Consider the following 15,764-nt stretch of genomic DNA (forward strand, 5'->3'; position numbering starts at 1 on the left):
GCAGGCGTTGCAGTATTAGACGCAGGTTTTGTTGTGCTGGCAGCAGGTGTTGCTGTGCTAGAGGCAGGTGTGGTTGTACCGGCAGCAGGCGTTGCAGTACTAGAGGCAGGTGCTGTTGTGCCAGCAGCAGGCGTTGCTGTTGTAGCAGCGGGCACGGCGGTTGTACTCGCAGCTGATGCATGCCTGCTGGCCTTAATTGTTTTTCTTTCTGCACGAGCTAACTCTTGCTTCTTATAGGGTTTAGCTAAAGATGAAGATTTTCCTGGAATAGAGAGTTCTTTTTCAGTTGGCATACGAGGAGTTGTACCTGCAGGTTTTGTACCCGCAGGCTTTTTACCTGAAGCAGGTTGTTGAATTGTTGTACTGTGATCTTTAAACTGTTGCGGATTTGCGTCAGAAGAAGCGTGTACCGTATCAGCAATGACATTTTCAGCTTCTTGCAGGACTGCACTATCTGATTGAGCATTTGCAGGGCCAGACATCGTTTGTCCAGTATTTACATTCATTGATTTGCTACTATCTTCAGCATACACTGTTGCACTTAAAATAGTCATTAATCCTGCGCACAGCATGGATTTTTTCATTTATAACACTCCTTGCATTAAATAGTAATATACTCAAGACTTATCACTTTGCCAGTTTGTGGGATGTATTTCAACAGGGCTTTTGTCTGTTACTTAATCTAAAATCGTGCGAATTGAGTTTAGGTCTGATATTATCGCCACAATTTTAATTAGGTCAATCAACAATTCGATGAGATTGAATTTCAATGTTAATTGAGCTTGTTGCTGGACTAGTGTAATGGGGAAATACGATGTTTCTAATTACGGGTGGGGGATCAGGGATAGGTCGCGCTTTAGCTCATGCTTTAGCTACTCGCAAGAAAGAAGTGCTTGTCGTAGGCCGACGCGAACAGTTGCTCGCGGAAACAGCAAGCTTTTCCCCTTTAATTAGTTATTTCTCTGCTGATGTATCAACTACTGAAGGCCGTCAACAGATTAGAGCCTATTTGCAAAAATTCCGCTCGATTGAAGGATTGATTCATAATGCCGGTATTATCGAACCGATAGTTCCACTTACTTCTATGGATGAGGCGTCTTGGCAAAAGATAATGGCGACGAATTTAAATGCGCCCTTATTTTTGACGCAAGCGCTGATGCCGCAATTAGAGCAAGGGCGTGTGCTTCATATTGGTTCCGGTGTGGCTTATTTTCCAGTAGCGGGTTGGTCTGGATATTGTGTTTCAAAAGCAGCTTTAGCGATGCTGACACGCTGTTGGCAACTGGAAAACCCCAATTTCGCAGTGGCTAGTGTCATGCCTGGTATTATTGATACGGATATGCAAGCGTTAATTCGTCACGCTGAGTTTATGGATCCTGAAAAACGTGACTTCTTTGAAGTTTTACATCAGAAAAACAAATTATTATCCACAGCCACCGTGGCGCTCTTTCTCTCTTGGTTATTATTAGATCTTGAGAAATCACTCTATTTGTCTAAAGAGTGGGATATTTATGATAAAAGCCACCATCAAGCCTGGCTCATCGACCCGCATCAAGTACCGGATTGGGAGTCAGTATGAACTTCTGCGAACGCTTATTGATTAATGCAACGATGATCACTGCTGAGGGGACACAATTAGAAAACCAAGCTATTGCCATTGCCAATGGTCGAATTGCTTGGTGCGGTGCTCATGCGGCCTTGCCCTCCGATTATCAACAGCAGGCCAAAGTTATTGATGATTGTCAAAATCAATTAATCACACCGGGTTTGATTGATTGCCATACGCATCTTGTTTACGCGGGTGAGCGGGCTAATGAATTTAAGCTTCGCCTTGAAGGGTTAAGTTACGCGGAGATTGCCAAAGCCGGAGGCGGTATTTTATCCTCTGTCAGGCAGACTCGTGCCGCTTCAGAAGAGGCTTTATTACAGCAATCCCTAACCAGAATTTTAGCCATGCGTGCTGAAGGGGTGACCACTGTTGAAATTAAATCAGGTTATGGCCTTGATTTAGAAACAGAACTTAAAATGCTACGTGTGGCCAAACGGTTAGGCGAGCTGAGTGGTTTGAGAGTGAAAACCACCTTTCTGGGGGCGCATGCCGTTCCTCCTGAATACTCAGACAATAAACAAGGCTATGTGGATTTTCTATGTTCAGAAATGTTGCCTGCTGTTGCCGATACGGGCCTAGCGGATGCAGTCGATGTGTTTTGTGAATCCATAGGATTTAGCCTCGCCCAGACAGAACAGATTTTTATCAAGGCTAAAGAATTATCCTTGGCAATCAAATGTCATGCGGAGCAGTTATCTAATCTTGGTGCCAGTGAACTAGCTGCTAATATGCAAGCGCTGTCCTGCGATCACTTGGAGCATTTGGATCAATCCGGTGTGACAGCTCTGTCGCGCAGTGGAACAGTCGCAGTTCTCTTACCTGGCGCCTATTATTTTCTGCGTGAAACGATTAAACCACCTGTCGCCCTTTTACGCGAAATGGGTGTGGGAATGGCGATTGCTACTGATACAAACCCTGGTACTTCTCCCACAACTTCTTTACTGCTCATGTTAAACATGGCCTGTCAATTCTTTTCCCTGAAAGTGGAGGAAGCCTTAGCTGGTGTCACTTATCAAGCAGCAAAAGCCTTGGGTGTGGAGAAAGAAACGGGAACGATTGCTGTAGGTTTAGCCGCTGATTTGGTTCGTTGGTCTGTGAAGGATAGCGCAGCACTTTGCTATTATTTTGGTTATCCTCTGCCCCACAGTACAATGGTGGCAGGTGAATGGTTGAATTAAGGGGTTGTCAATGAAAAGATTGATTTACGCAACTATCTTACTGTGCATTTCACTAGGTTCATGGGCCTTAGTTCCCAAGACAGTCGAGCTTAAAAAAGAGACTGCTGAAATGGATCTGCAAATTAAATACCCACAAGGTTATGCCGACAAATCAATTGATACCGCTGTCCTCGCTTTTATTGACGCTCTGCAGAAAGCGGATACCCCGAAAAACCAGGAAAAATTACCATCAGATGTGCCGGGAAAAAATAGTTTATATATCAATTATCAGACCAAGTTTCAAAACAAGCAGGCGCTAAGTTTATTGTTTTCAATTTCTTCTTACTCCCGCGGGGCTGCTCATCCTGCAAATCAGGTCAAATCCTTAAATTTTTTAAATGGCCTGGTTGTTAATTTGGATCAATTATTTAAACCCAATAGTGATTATTTAGCTAAAATCGCGAAATGGAGTCGCGAATCGATGATGAAGAAAAAAATCTCAGACGTTGATTGGGTCACAAAAGGAACTCAACCCAATGCTGAAAATTATAAGAATTGGTTTTTTACTAAAAATGGCCTTGCAATTGTCTTTGATACTTATCAAGTGGCAGCTTATGTTTACGGGCCGCAAACGGTTGAAATTCCTAAAAATGAGCTTAACAAGGTCTTGCGCCCAGAAATAGTGAACGCAGTTTGGGGCAAGCAATGAATGAATCGAGCCCGTTTATCGCAGCGGATAGAAAAGTCGCTGAACTAACAGTGCGTAGCATTGTGTTGGCGATCATACTGACAGTGTTATTAGCACTATCAAATGCCTATCTAGCACTTAAATTAGGTATTTTAACTTCTGCTTCGATTCCCGCAGCGATTATCTCCATGGGAATTTTGCGTCTGTTTAAGGATTCAACCATCCTTGAAAATAATGCGGTACAAACTGCAGCGTCAGCGGGCGAGGCTGTTGCTGGAGGAATTGTTTATACCATACCCGCCCTCATTATTATTCAATACTGGAATAGCTTCGATTATTTAACTAATTTTTTTATTGCTGCCTGTGGGGGAATTTTAGGAGTTTTATTTTCAATTCCTTTGCGCCGTGTACTTGTTAATGAGCCTGTACTGCGTTTTCCTGAGGGTCGAGCGATAGCGGAAGTATTGAAATCATCGGCTGAGAAAGCAGGCATTCGCGATATTTTTCTTGGTGGGGCAATTGGCGGGTTAATTGAACTATTCCAATCGGGTTTTAAAATAATCGCGAGTACTTGGACTTTTTGGTTCACCGCAAAACGATCGTTATTTGGTTTTGGTGTTGGTTTTTCAGCGACCATGATTGGCGCGGGTTATTTAGTCGGTCATGAAATGGCGATAAGTATTTTTCTAGGTGCTATTATTTCTTGGCTGATTGCAATGCCTATTGTTAGCCAATTTTACCCCCATTTCCTGATTCAATATCCCCCAGAAAAAGCGGCCAGTTTTTTATGGAATAGCGAAATGCGCTATTTGGGAATTGGCGCGATGTTGTTTGCGGGGACTTGGACTTTTATTAAGTTAATAAAACCTTTGGCGAAATCGATGAGTGTTTCTTTTAGTGCTTTTATGGCAAAAAGTCATCAAGGAAAACAATTGCCACGTACTGATCGAGATATTCCCATGCCCTTTATCTTAATAGGGGTGTTGTTTATGGGCGCTATCTTGTTTTTGTTCTTCCAATTCATTTTTCCCTTATCAGAAGTTGGTTTGAATGAAGTTTATGGGCCTACTTTGGTTTTTGCCGCGGTATTTTATGTATTGGTCATTGGTTTTTTATTTTCAGTCATTACTGGGTATTTTTCTGGTATGGTGGGTGTTACCGCAAGTCCAGGAAGTTCTGTCGTGATTGCGGGGATGCTCTTTGCCGCTTCGTTGCTACTGACTTTAATTAATCATGCCTTACCATTGCCTTTGAGTGATGGGCAAATCAAGGCCGCAGAGGCAATCACTATTATTATCGGTTCGGTAGTCACTGGAATTGCTGCGATTGCTAATGACAATACGCAGGATTTAAAAGTAGGCCAATTAGTGGGAGCTACTCCCTGGCGCCAGCAAGTGATGCTCTTACTGGGGGTGGTGATTTCTTCTTTAGTCATTCCTCCTGTGATGCAATTACTCTTTGAAGTGTATGGAATAGCAGGGGTTATGCCCCATGAAGGCATGGATGTTAGCCAATCCTTGCCAGCTCCTACCGCAGCATTAATGGCAGCAATCACTGAAGCAGTTTTTCGCAATGCACTTCCTTGGACAATGATGCTCTTTGGTGCCTCGGTGATTTTTTTACTTTTGCTGATCAATTATCTGTTTAAGATGCATCGCTATTTTAGACTATCCATTCTAGGCGTGGCGATTGGCATGTATTTACCTATTTCTTCATCCTTTCCTCTGTTTTTAGGAGGAATGATCGCCTTGGTTGTTCATCGTCGTATCAATAGACGTGCCATACCCGACGAAGAAAAGCATTTGCATAAGCAAAAAGGAATTTTAATTGCCTGTGGTCTAGTTGCAGGCTCTGCTATCATGGACGTGCTACTCGCTATTCCTTTTTCCATCCTGCACTCTCCTGATGCTTTAACTTTAGTAGGACCAGGTTGGGACAGTTATAGTATTGTTCTTGCGCTAATATCAACCTTAGCCTTGGCTGTGTGGATTGGCCAGCGAGTTTGCGGGAAAAAATAAAAAAGCGCCCATGCTAATTCAATGGTGACGCGTACGATCCCTTGTTTTTCCATGGGATGAAGGCGTTATGTACATGATGTACAAAGATAAGCTATTGCCGTTTATTTAGGGCCAGAGTAGAGATTTTGAGTGGTTAACGATGCTATTTCGCTGCCAGCTACACTGAAGAAATTATTTGTGAAGTTAGTCTGAAAATGACTTCTCTCTGTATTTCTATGCTGCAAAATTTCTTGTAGTGGTTCTATGAGCCTGTAATTGGCTGTGGCTTGTGCCAGTTCTAGGGCTCGAATGATTTTGGCTTTTGGAGATTCTTTCGCTTTCTCTAGTAATCGTAGTGTTATGTTATTTTGACGAGCAATAATGGCTACCTCAAGTGAGTTAACAGAAACCATTCGCGGAAGCTGGCCTTGATACTCTGCTTTTAAAAAGGTTTCTACAGCCGCTTTGTTATTATGCTTTTCTGCCAAATTCAGTAGATATCGTGTGCGGGTCGTTATTTCCGCCATTATTGAGGCGTTGCGATTCAATAAACAATCGACTATTTCACTATGACCTGCTTTTACTGCAAAAATTAAAGCAGTAGCCCCGTCTGCATAGGGAGCATTGACATTTATTCTATTATCAGCAAGCAAAATTTGTGCTGTTGCAGTGTCAGCTTTGTGCACTGCTGCAAATAAAGCAGTAGCTCCATCAGTACGGCGTGCATTGATATTAACTCTTTTATCTTTCAGCAAAAGTTGTACTGTTGTAAGATGACCATTTTGTGCTGCCAAGAATAAAGCAGTGTGCCCATCTACACAGGGTGCATTGATATCAATTCTTTCGTCGGCAAGTAAAAGTTTAATTACTTCGTTGTGACCTTTTATTGCTGCGATTATTAAAACATGAGCACTATTGTCATGGGTCGCAGAGATATTTACTTTAGGGTGGGCTAGCAACAGTTTGATTGCTTCGCTGTGACCATAAAAGGCAGCTAATAATAGGGGAGTAGTCGCATTGCTCCTTTTTGCATTGACATCAAGCTCCTCTTTTTTTAATAACCACATTAGGGCCTCACTGTGATTAGCTTGAGCTGCTAAATGTAATACGGTGTCGCCTGATAAAGTAGTGGTAGTTAGGCGATATCCTAAATTTTTTAATTGTTTAATATAAGAAAGCGGTTGGCGACAAAGAATAGCCCAGTGCAGCAGTGTAAACCCTAAGGTATCTGTTTGTTCAAGGTCGAGAACTTTCCCATCTTGGCTGCGATACTGCGGTATTATTAATTTTTTATAAATAAAACGAAGGATCTCCCTATTATTTAATTTACAGGCCCAGTCCTGTAGGGTTAATCCATTGATGTCCTTAGAATATAAATCGGCTAACTTGATTTTTTCTTTGATTAAGTTGTTATTGCCGACCAAAAGCAAGAATAATAACTCAGGAAGATGCTTATCTCCTTCTTTAGGCCATTGATCTTTTATGGTTGTTTTTAAGTTAGTCCGGCTACGGGGAAAATATTGTTGAAGAATAGTTTGAGCCATTTTTTTGCGAAAACGCTGATCATTGATAATGCGGTAAAAACTTGATGAAACTTGTTTTGCCTTATGCAAGTCAATTGAGGGTAAACCCTGCAAAATGGCAAAAACTATTTCATCCGGTTGACCAGCTAAACTGAGACGTTCGTTAGGAGAAAACATGAATTTTCAAGCGGTTATAAAAGATGGAAGAATCATAATAGCGGCCTTGATTTTATCAAAGAAAAATTTGAATTCTGTCATTTCCATTTTGGGATGATCAACGTTTTTCTTGGGTTGAACGCTGTGAATTTAGCGTTTTATGCTTTGCTCTATACTTAATATGATGGCAATCAACGAAGTACTAAGGAGGATGCCATGAAGACACATTCTATATCATTTTCAGGATTATTACGGTTAGTAGCTATAGCGGGTTTGTTATCTTTAGCAGCAGGCTACAGTTCTAATGCTAATGCGGAGGATGGATGTGGGTGTGGATATCACAGGAGTTTTGAAGGGGGCTGCATTCGAAACTATCAAGGCTCATATTTAAGACCTACCGTCTATTATTCAAATTACCCAGTAGGCTATTACACAACGGCAGGATATTATCCAACTTGTTGGACTAATGCTCTAGGTTTTACACAATGTTATTAAGCAATAGTATCTCTAAAATTAACCTAGAAAAACCTCATTTCCTCCGATTTAATCGGAGGATTTTTATTCTGGATTCAGATTGGGTGATAGCTAAGTATGAATCGGGGTTGTAGGTGGAGAATTGTTTTCTTCTTTCTCTGTTTGTAAAGTGAATTTTCTTCTCGCAATGAGTTCAGCCTCTGCTGTTTGAAAAATCGATTTACTAGATCTTGCAAGTTGCAGAGCAGCTTTTTCATCTAGGAAGGATCCAACATACCCACCCATTTCAATTGGAAGATCTAAGCTACAGAAGAAACCCATTCCTGCTCCACGAGCAAAGGGTTGATTAGCTAATGCTAAATACCCACTCTTTATCTCTTTATATTTATTTTCTCTCCAACTTTTTACTGCTTCAGGAGCTTTATTATTAAAAATGTCTTCGTCCAAGGAGAGATGGGTTAAAAACGAATAATGAGGAAAAATTCCCTGTAATACTTTTAAATCAGATGGTGTTTTGATTATTTGCTCTAAAATTTTATTCTTAAGTATTAACTTAAATAATTCATCTTTACAACCAGGGAAGGCTTCGACAATCAGTTTAACCTCATAAGTACTTTTCATGTTCTTTTTAGCGGTAAGAATAAGATATTGATACAAGTAAGTTTGATAGGCAGGAAATTGATGGGCATATTGTTTAATATATTCAGGACCAAGGGCTATTGGGTTTGACTTCGAGGGATTTACGATGAATTCGAATAACCGTTTTTGTCCTTCAGGACACCATAAACATAATTTCTCTATATCACTACCAATTGTCACCATTTTTTCTAAATATTCTGGTAAGAATGTGCAATCAATTAATTGTGTTTTATTTTCAGGAAACGTTACGAGTAATTGTTGGAAATCAAAGAAACTTTTTAAAAACCTAGGCAAAATGTTGGGCTGCATAAGATATTCGAATAATTTCTGTTTTTTTTCTAAATCTAAATCTTTAGCAAACTGTTTTACTTCTTGGGTAGAAATTATTTTTTCAAAACTCTCTTTCATAATGATTTAGCAAAGATTAAATGTTATTTATTATACAAGTTGAAGTTGAATGTGGCAAAAATTATATAAAGCTAGCCATCATTCGTAGTCCTGGCTGCAAGCAACCAAGCTTGGTTTACAGCCTAGCTCTAGAATGTTTGAAGTTGATTATATTGACGATGAACTTGTCTTAAAAATACCTTGTGTTTCTAATTCTTTGTTAAAAAATTTAACGAAAAAAGTTTACTCAACTTGAGATTTTTTTTATTTATTCGCGTAAATTAGGCTATATAGCTTACAGTAGCGCGTGAAAGTTCACCCAAAGTGAATAACCAAGCTCCAGCAGGAAGTGATAGCTCATTCAAAGCTAGCTAGTGAAATGCAGGATTTTATAGAGACAGCTTTGGTGGCTGTCTGAAAAACTTGTTAAAGGATCTTATGGATTTAGAAGTTTTAGCAATAACAAAAGAAGAATTATCATGGCTTCTGCTCCATGAAGCGGAAAAAGAAGGATGGCTTTTTAGTGAAGAAGATGTTGATTTTTGTTTCCATTATCCTGCCAATGAATTATCTGCTATAAAAATCAATGGCGAACTTGCTGGTTGTATTCTCCTGCAACGAAAGTTAAATTTTCCCGATAGCCCTCCCATTGCCTCAGTAGGACTTTTTCTGATTCTTGAAAAATATCGTGGGCAAAAAAAATTAGGACCTTTCTTATGGAATCGTGCGATTAGCGAAAAAACAAATGACCAAATGATTATCTGCCTGAACTCAGTGGCGCGCGCTCAAAATTTCTATGAGCGCTTGGGTCTGATGAAAACCTCGGTAAGAAGAGTTAGTTATATTTTGCAAAGTCAAGAAACTAATAAAGAGGCGTTGAATACGGTTTTAGCTTCCATTGATCAAGGGATTATTAAAAAAATAGACCGGCCTCTAGCCATTGATTTATACAATGAAAAATTGTTTTCATCGGCGAAGGTTTTTTGCGATTTTATCCATGATTGGCAACAGCGACCTGACGCTTTGACTTTGGCTTTTTATGAGGGAAAAGAAATTAAAGGCTATGGTATTGCCACCATCTGTAAGAAGGTCAATAAGAAATTATATTATCGTTTTTCGCCGATTTATGCGGACTCCGTTGAGGTAGCAGAAACAATTTTAAAAGGGCTAATCTATTTTACACTACAGGCTCAAGGTAGACAGATAGAGCTTAATCTTCTTGAAGGGAATCCATTCATTAGTATTCTTGAAAATATGGGTTTTGTTTCCGCAGATAAAGATTATATTTTTTGTAATCATAGGCAACTCATTGATTTCAACGCGCCAATGCTAAATAAGATTTTTTCAAGTTTACCGCTTGAATATGCGCATGAAGTGATGGCGACTAAATCCGTACCCTCCTTTTAATTTGCTTTAAAAGATCAAAATCTGCCACCTTTTATAACAGGCGGGGACGTTATCTAATCTAGCTGATATTCAAATTAAGCAGATGCCGAATTTTAAAAAGGCATACAAAAAATTACCTAATGAATATAAGTTAAAAGTGAATGAAGCCATACGAGCTATCGTTAATAATCCAAAAATTGGTGAAGGAAAAAAAGGCGATTTAGTCGGCGGTTATGTTTATAAATTTAAAATTAACCACCAAGAAATGCTTTTGGCTTATGAATGGGGTTCAAATGAGCGACTTTTACTAGCGCTAGGAGTGCATGAGAATTTTTATCGCGCCCTCAAGACCAGATAAGTTTCTGAATAGTATAATACATTCTGAGGATGGAACTGGTGCTTCGTCCAACACATCCTCTCTTATTTTTTTGAGTTTTTAACCACACTTCGCTCCCATCCTATTTCAAAAATTAATTTTTCTGTCACAGCTTCCAACTCTACTATTTTTATAGTAGTATCTACTAAAAATATAGTAGATCATGTTTTATGGTTTCTGGAGAAAAAAATGTCAATAAAAAAGGGGTCGAATGCTTTTACCCATGATCGCCTTCTTACAGAGGTCGAACTTGAATTAATGACTATTATTTGGAGTCTTAATCAAGTAACAATCAAAGAGATTGTCTCACACTTGCCCAAAGAAAGACCCTTAGCTTATACCACTGTGGCCACTGTAGTAAAAGTGCTCGAACAGAAAGGTTTTCTTGAATGCCAAAAAAGCTCTTTTGCCCATGTTTTTGTTCCTATTGTTACAAAAGCCGAATATGAGGGGACCTGCATCGAACATATGGTCACTAATGTTTTTGATGGTGAACCGGTGGCTTTGGTGCAAAGGCTCTTGATGGCCAAAAAATTAGAACAGGATGACATTCAAGCAATTGAGGAAGCACTTAAACAATTGCTAACTTCTGAAAAACAAAGCGAGATCTAGTCATGTTATTTATAGAAATTTTTTTGAGCATTCATTGTTTACTCTTCATAAGCTCGTGGCTAATCGGAGGTCGTTGGCTTGCCAATCAACCGTCTTTTAAACTTAAATTGGCTCGTCTTTTATTAGTCAGCTCTGTGATTTCTCCATTAATCGTCCATTGCCTAAACTCATCTCATCAGCCTGAGCGACAACACTATGTATCCTTTGATGCTTTACAAGAGTATATAAACCAGCCCATCTTGAAGCCTGAACCTTCCCCTTTGACTCCTGAATCAGCAGCTAGTTTTTCAGTGAATAATATGAGTTATTGCCAACTCTTTTATCTCGTCTTTGCTTTGCTGCTCTTGTTTCGCAGTTATGATCTACTGTTAGCTATGGGGCGTGTAAGAACTCTGTTAGCTGAAGCAATTCCTTATCGAACTTCTGGTAAATTGGTTATTAAAGTCTCCGAGAGCTGCCATATCCCTTTCTCTCTATTTCTAATTAACAAAGCGTATATCGTATTACCGCTATCCTTATTGTCTTCTTCAAAGAATGTGAAGATTGCGATTGCTCATGAAGGCCAACATCATCGGAATGGTGATTGCCTATGGGCCTATTTTATTGAGGTTTTGCGGATCATTTTTTTGGGAAACCCAGGGGTTACCCGATGGAGTCGTATTTTAAGTGAATTACAAGAGTTTTCATGTGATGAAGTATTGGTTGGCCAGCCAAAAATTTCGGCTCATGACTATGGCCACTGTCTGTTTGAGGTTGTCCAGACATTGGCTCAACATCCTAGGCCATCTAACCCTGCTCTAGCAGGCACGGTGGGTATGGCTTTGGGCAAAGATAACGAAGACCGTAGTTTTATTATCAGGAGAATTTCAATGTTATCAACTTATCCACTTAATACGGCAAAATCCTTGTTGTTAGGGGGAGTTTTTGCGGGAGTGGCTATTTTGGCCCAAATCAGCGTTGCTTATTCGGCAGTAGGGGCTTTGACCAATTCTAAGGGAAAAGAAGTCGATATCTCCCATTTAGACCCTAAAATGCAACACATTGCAGAGAAAGAAATTAAAATAGCCCTGAAACGATATCATGCAAAATCGGGGGTTATTGCCATCGCCAGTGCAAAAACTGGTGATATTATTGCCTTTGCTGAATCGGGTAAGAATCAGCAGAGTTGGAAGTCACGTGTTTTTTCCCCTGGCTCTACAATAAAACCTTTTATTGCAGCAGCAGCGATTGATTCAGGAAGTAGCTCTGAAACCAAAAGCTATGATTGTCGTGCACCTTATTCGATAGAAGGCCAAACATTTACCGATTACTATGCTAATAAGGGTCCTATTTCATTAGCAGAGGCTATCGCAAAATCGAGTAATGTTTGCCTGATTAAGGTTTCTCAGGAAGCTGGAGCGGCAGTAATTCGTAAAAAACTGACGGAGTTTGGTTTTGATATGAATAGTTGGTGGCAAGAAACAAATCGAAGTGATGAATTGCAATTGGCAATGGCTTCTGTTGGTGAGAATATACCGGTTACGATCGACTCCTTAACTAAATCCTATGCCATTCTTGCGAATAAAGGACGTCCATTTAAAAAAGGAGAGGCCGCTATTATTTCAGGAACAACGCTAAGCTCAATTAATCATATTCTTGAAAACGCTGTGACTAACGGCAATGGAAAACTAGCTGCGATTCCAGGTATTAGCGTAGCCGGCAAAACAGGAACCGTTGGGGAAAGTGTTAATATTGCTCAGGATAAACATCTTTCCTTGTTTGCTGGATATCTACCGGCTAATGGTTACGCCATGGTGGTTGTTATTGAAGATGGTTATTTAAGCAAAAATGGCGAGACCTTGACTTCCGGTGGGGAGGTGGCTGCCCCTGTATTTCGTAAGGTCGTAATGACTAGTCTAAATAATCCCAATCAATAAAATCACCTTGGGTACGGCAACTGTGTTGTACCCCTACCAATGACAGCGATATTGGAGTTTTTATGAAGAAAATATCTACAATTCTAGGTATAACACTATTCTATTGTGTTAATACTTGGGCGCAAGGCTCTTGCTTTTTGGTCTATGAAGATCAAACACTACTTCTGCATGAAGGCAAGGATTGCAATCAGCGCTATACGCCACAATCAACCTTTAAAATTGCCTTGAGCCTTATGGGGTTTGATTCAGGCATCTTAAAAGATGCTTTACATCCTGAATGGCCCTACAAAAAAGGATATGAGCTTTACCTCAATACCTGGAAATATCCTCATAATCCGCATAGCTGGATAAGAGATTCCTGTGTTTGGTATTCGCAAGTTTTAACGCAACAATTAGGTATGAAGCGCTTTAAGGACTATGTTGAAGCCTTTCACTATGGCAATCAGGATGTCTCTGGTGACAAAGGCCAGAATAATGGTTTAACCCATGCCTGGCTTTCAAGCTCGCTTGCCATTTCACCAAAAGAGCAAATTCGCTTTCTACAAGAAATAATCAACAAAAAATTACCTCTAAGCCCCAAAGCGTTCACGATGACTAAAGAGGTTCTTTATATTCAAGAGTTAGCTGGTGGGTGGAAACTCTATGGAAAAACAGGGAATGGCCGACTGTCAACCCAGGACAGAAACCAAAAACTAGCTCTGCAACAGGGATGGTTCGTAGGCTGGATTGAAAAGGGTAATCGTGTGATTAGTTTTGCGAGTCATATTACAGATAGTAAAGAAAAGGCGACTTTTGCTAGTTTCAGAGTGAAAAACGACACCTTGAATAAATTGTTTTATTTGATTGAAAAATTAGAAACATAAGGAAGTCCTAACGGAGGGAGCTTCGATCCTCTTAGTATTATTTCATTTCTCCTCATCACATCATTTCCACACGTCATCCTGCGCTGTGTAGCTAACACATTCAGGGATGACGTAAGGATGAAGCAACTATGCTTTGATCAATGGATTAGATCTTCAGAGACAGCAGCAGACTTTATGGGCCTGTTTAACAATAATATTGCTGAAAATATGAATAGTGCACCTAAAATATCTGAAAAACCTAAGATTTGATCAAAAAAGAGTAACCCAAGTGCTGCTGCAAAAATAGGCTCACTAAGTTCATAGAGTTGAACCTTAGCCGCATCTAATAAGGTTAGCGCTTTGATAGTGCAGTAAAATCCACCGATGGTTCCAAGAATAGCTAGTGCTGCGATGCAGATCAATCCATTGAACGATGGTAGGGTGAATTGATTAAACGTGCTTGGAATAGCTAGAAAAATCGTACCTAGCAATAATAACCACCATAAAAGGGGCACGCCCTGATGGGGAAGTTTAACTTTTTTGTTTAAGGTTAAAAATAATCCATAGCCGATACCAGCAACAGTCGCTAAGAGTAGTCCCCAATTGATTTTAAACGAATCATTACTGGAGAGGTAAAAGATGGCTAAGCCAATCATGGCGAGTACTAAACTAAGCCAATCTTTTTGACTGTGCCTAACCTTTAAAACAAAATGGCTAGCCAAGAAGGTAGTGATTGTAGAAACTCCCTGTAAAGTAAAAACCGTGAGTGCGATACTAGTGAATTGATAAGCACTGGTTTCAAAATAATAGAGTACAAAAATCCCGCATAGTGCCAGCGGTATAATTTTGAAAATATGTTTTCTTAAGGCGAAACATTCTTTTAATTGAGATGAATTGCAACTCAGCGCAATCGATAAAATCAATAAAGCCACCAGACATTTATAAAATGCAACCTGTACAGCAGAGACGCCGCTAATAAATGCTCCTTCGCTTAATACTCCCACTGAAGCATTAAATAGTGCTGCCAAGATAGCAAAAATAAAGCCGATATTCATTTGATTGCTCCCGAAGATTATTTATAGGGGATCTACCCTAATGAGATTTGTATTCTGCGCTTCTTATAAGTTGCATGTCAATACTTTTTAGTATATATTTATATAAAAATAGACTATTAAGTATAAATAATGCCCTTAACTAACTATATTCCCCTTTGCGATGCCATGGTTCTTCTCATGGAACCACTTCTTGAGTTAGTCATCCACGATTTGGAATCAGATACAATCCTTTATATCAATGGGGGCTTATCGAGGAGGCAGGTTGGAGATCCTTCATTACTGGATAAGGATGGAATTGATAAGCAGGATATTGGCAAAAAAATATATCAAAAAATTAATTTTGATGGAAAATTAATCAAATTTACTTCAGTAGTACTTGAGGATAGATGGCTGCTCTGTATTAATGTGGAGTGTTCTTTGTTTAGTAAAATGAAAGAGTTAGCAGAAATTTTTCTCAAAATTTCAGACTCTTCCGCACCAAAAAGCTTATTTATCAATGACTGGCAGGAAAAAGTCCACATTGCTACTAATGAGTATTTGCAAAAACATGAGCTTGAATTTGCTCATTTGAATGCAGCTAATAAAAAAGCTTTAGTTCAACATTTGTGGGAATTGGGTGCTTTTAATGAAAAAAAGGCAGCTGATTATGTAGCAAAAGTTTTAAAATTAGGTCGGGCTACTGTATTTAACTATTTAAAAGAATGGCGAAATAAAGAGGTGTCAACAGGTTCATTATGCTAAATATGAAAGATGGCCATTTCGCATCCCCTCAATTGCCCTTATCAATATCAGCCTTGTTAATTATTATGGGGCAGTTATTTTTTATTTTTAAGATAGATACTCCAAAATCGTGGTTAACTAAGCCTGAAATTAAAGAGCTTAAAGAGTAAACTTTAGAAATTGCAAAACTCTGTGTTAAACCTAGGGGGCATAAAAGATTTCAATAT

At 39.5% G+C, this 15,764-nt stretch carries 16 protein-coding genes; 12 read left to right on the forward strand and 4 right to left on the reverse strand.

All coding sequences use genetic code 11. The features are described from left to right. Positions 1-584 (reverse strand): hypothetical protein (locus tag Lnau_RS03340; protein WP_202972570.1); only part of this gene is annotated, 584 nt, incomplete at its 3' end. A gap of 230 nt (positions 585-814) precedes the next feature. On the opposite strand from Lnau_RS03340, the gene Lnau_RS03345 reads away from it, so the two are divergent. The 4 genes from Lnau_RS03345 to Lnau_RS03360 are packed head-to-tail and all read left to right on the forward strand — an operon-like array spanning position 815 to position 5,472. Next, positions 815-1,579 carry an SDR family NAD(P)-dependent oxidoreductase gene (locus Lnau_RS03345; protein ID WP_058503738.1) on the forward strand — a complete coding sequence of 255 codons (765 nt, stop codon included), beginning with the start codon at positions 815-817 and terminating at the stop codon, positions 1,577-1,579. Continuing rightward, the gene (gene hutI / locus Lnau_RS03350; protein WP_058503739.1) at positions 1,576-2,787 is read left to right on the forward strand and encodes an imidazolonepropionase; all 1,212 of its coding nucleotides are present in this window, start codon (positions 1,576-1,578) and stop codon (positions 2,785-2,787) included. Before Lnau_RS03345 ends, hutI begins: the two co-directional genes overlap by 4 nt. A gap of 10 nt (positions 2,788-2,797) precedes the next feature. Continuing rightward, positions 2,798-3,475 carry an RsiV family protein gene (locus tag Lnau_RS03355; protein WP_058503740.1) on the forward strand — a complete coding sequence of 226 codons (678 nt, stop codon included), beginning with the start codon at positions 2,798-2,800 and terminating at the stop codon, positions 3,473-3,475. Beyond that, positions 3,472-5,472: an OPT family oligopeptide transporter gene (locus Lnau_RS03360; protein ID WP_058503741.1), complete on the forward strand. Its 2,001-nt coding sequence runs from the start codon at positions 3,472-3,474 to the stop codon at positions 5,470-5,472. The genes Lnau_RS03355 and Lnau_RS03360 overlap by 4 nt, the downstream gene beginning before the upstream one ends. Positions 5,473-5,573: 101 nt before the next feature. Here Lnau_RS03360 and Lnau_RS03365 read toward each other — a convergent pair whose 3' ends face one another. Continuing rightward, the gene (locus Lnau_RS03365; RefSeq protein WP_058503742.1) at positions 5,574-7,151 is read right to left on the reverse strand and encodes an ankyrin repeat domain-containing protein; all 1,578 of its coding nucleotides are present in this window, start codon (positions 7,149-7,151) and stop codon (positions 5,574-5,576) included. A gap of 195 nt (positions 7,152-7,346) precedes the next feature. Between Lnau_RS03365 and Lnau_RS16950 the strand changes: the two genes are divergently transcribed. Continuing rightward, positions 7,347-7,625 (forward strand): GCG_CRPN prefix-to-repeats domain-containing protein, encoded by a 279-nt coding sequence (locus Lnau_RS16950; protein WP_058503743.1) that lies wholly within the window; start codon positions 7,347-7,349, stop codon positions 7,623-7,625. A gap of 90 nt (positions 7,626-7,715) precedes the next feature. Here Lnau_RS16950 and Lnau_RS03375 read toward each other — a convergent pair whose 3' ends face one another. Further along, complete coding sequence (locus Lnau_RS03375) at positions 7,716-8,651, reverse strand: hypothetical protein (RefSeq protein ID WP_058503744.1); 936 nt, start codon at positions 8,649-8,651, stop codon at positions 7,716-7,718. Between the two features lie 417 nt (positions 8,652-9,068). On the opposite strand from Lnau_RS03375, the gene Lnau_RS03380 reads away from it, so the two are divergent. The 5 genes from Lnau_RS03380 (at position 9,069) to blaOXA (ending at position 13,783) form a co-directional block, all read left to right on the forward strand. Beyond that, positions 9,069-10,037, forward strand: a complete 969-nt coding sequence (locus Lnau_RS03380; RefSeq protein ID WP_058503745.1) for a GNAT family N-acetyltransferase — start codon at positions 9,069-9,071, stop codon at positions 10,035-10,037. Positions 10,038-10,119: 82 nt separating this feature from the next. Continuing rightward, a complete protein-coding gene (locus Lnau_RS03385) occupies positions 10,120-10,374 on the forward strand; it encodes a type II toxin-antitoxin system RelE/ParE family toxin (protein WP_058503746.1) in 255 nt (84 codons plus the stop codon). Between the two features lie 207 nt (positions 10,375-10,581). Next, positions 10,582-11,004 (forward strand): BlaI/MecI/CopY family transcriptional regulator, encoded by a 423-nt coding sequence (locus Lnau_RS03390; RefSeq protein ID WP_058503747.1) that lies wholly within the window; start codon positions 10,582-10,584, stop codon positions 11,002-11,004. A gap of 2 nt (positions 11,005-11,006) precedes the next feature. Then, positions 11,007-12,920 (forward strand): M56 family metallopeptidase, encoded by a 1,914-nt coding sequence (locus Lnau_RS03395; RefSeq protein ID WP_058503748.1) that lies wholly within the window; start codon positions 11,007-11,009, stop codon positions 12,918-12,920. 62 nt (positions 12,921-12,982) lie between these two features. Beyond that, positions 12,983-13,783 (forward strand): class D beta-lactamase, encoded by an 801-nt coding sequence (gene blaOXA / locus Lnau_RS03400; RefSeq protein WP_058503749.1) that lies wholly within the window; start codon positions 12,983-12,985, stop codon positions 13,781-13,783. A gap of 137 nt (positions 13,784-13,920) precedes the next feature. Here blaOXA and Lnau_RS03405 read toward each other — a convergent pair whose 3' ends face one another. Next, positions 13,921-14,817 (reverse strand): DMT family transporter, encoded by an 897-nt coding sequence (locus Lnau_RS03405; RefSeq protein WP_058503750.1) that lies wholly within the window; start codon positions 14,815-14,817, stop codon positions 13,921-13,923. A gap of 129 nt (positions 14,818-14,946) precedes the next feature. Here Lnau_RS03405 and Lnau_RS03410 point away from each other — a divergent pair, with 129 nt between their 5' ends. Both Lnau_RS03410 and Lnau_RS16325 read left to right on the forward strand, forming a co-directional pair. Beyond that, a complete protein-coding gene (locus Lnau_RS03410) occupies positions 14,947-15,558 on the forward strand; it encodes a helix-turn-helix transcriptional regulator (protein WP_058503751.1) in 612 nt (203 codons plus the stop codon). Then, positions 15,552-15,707 carry a hypothetical protein gene (locus Lnau_RS16325; RefSeq protein WP_157070619.1) on the forward strand — a complete coding sequence of 52 codons (156 nt, stop codon included), beginning with the start codon at positions 15,552-15,554 and terminating at the stop codon, positions 15,705-15,707. Before Lnau_RS03410 ends, Lnau_RS16325 begins: the two co-directional genes overlap by 7 nt. The last annotated feature ends 57 nt before the right edge of the window (positions 15,708-15,764 follow it).

This window comes from Legionella nautarum (genome assembly GCF_001467895.1).
GTDB classification, from domain to species: Bacteria; Pseudomonadota; Gammaproteobacteria; order Legionellales; family Legionellaceae; genus Tatlockia; species Tatlockia nautarum.

Bases quoted from the DNA above. Each gene is read 5' to 3' on its own strand.
- Lnau_RS03375 (WP_058503744.1), bottom strand. From the start codon at position 8,651: ATGAAAGAGAGTTTTGAAAAAATAATTTCTACCCAAGAAGTAAAACAG.
- Lnau_RS03345 (WP_058503738.1), top strand. From the start codon at position 815: ATGTTTCTAATTACGGGTGGGGGATCAGGGATAGGTCGCGCTTTAGCT.
- Lnau_RS03355 (WP_058503740.1), top strand. From the start codon at position 2,798: ATGAAAAGATTGATTTACGCAACTATCTTACTGTGCATTTCACTAGGT.
- Lnau_RS03405 (WP_058503750.1), bottom strand. From the start codon at position 14,817: ATGAATATCGGCTTTATTTTTGCTATCTTGGCAGCACTATTTAATGCT.
- Lnau_RS16325 (WP_157070619.1), top strand. From the start codon at position 15,552: ATGCTAAATATGAAAGATGGCCATTTCGCATCCCCTCAATTGCCCTTA.
- hutI (WP_058503739.1), top strand. From the start codon at position 1,576: ATGAACTTCTGCGAACGCTTATTGATTAATGCAACGATGATCACTGCT.
- Lnau_RS03360 (WP_058503741.1), top strand. From the start codon at position 3,472: ATGAATGAATCGAGCCCGTTTATCGCAGCGGATAGAAAAGTCGCTGAA.
- Lnau_RS03390 (WP_058503747.1), top strand. From the start codon at position 10,582: ATGTCAATAAAAAAGGGGTCGAATGCTTTTACCCATGATCGCCTTCTT.
- Lnau_RS03395 (WP_058503748.1), top strand. From the start codon at position 11,007: ATGTTATTTATAGAAATTTTTTTGAGCATTCATTGTTTACTCTTCATA.
- Lnau_RS03410 (WP_058503751.1), top strand. From the start codon at position 14,947: ATGCCCTTAACTAACTATATTCCCCTTTGCGATGCCATGGTTCTTCTC.
- Lnau_RS03385 (WP_058503746.1), top strand. From the start codon at position 10,120: ATGCCGAATTTTAAAAAGGCATACAAAAAATTACCTAATGAATATAAG.
- Lnau_RS16950 (WP_058503743.1), top strand. From the start codon at position 7,347: ATGAAGACACATTCTATATCATTTTCAGGATTATTACGGTTAGTAGCT.
- Lnau_RS03365 (WP_058503742.1), bottom strand. From the start codon at position 7,151: ATGTTTTCTCCTAACGAACGTCTCAGTTTAGCTGGTCAACCGGATGAA.
- blaOXA (WP_058503749.1), top strand. From the start codon at position 12,983: ATGAAGAAAATATCTACAATTCTAGGTATAACACTATTCTATTGTGTT.
- Lnau_RS03380 (WP_058503745.1), top strand. From the start codon at position 9,069: ATGGATTTAGAAGTTTTAGCAATAACAAAAGAAGAATTATCATGGCTT.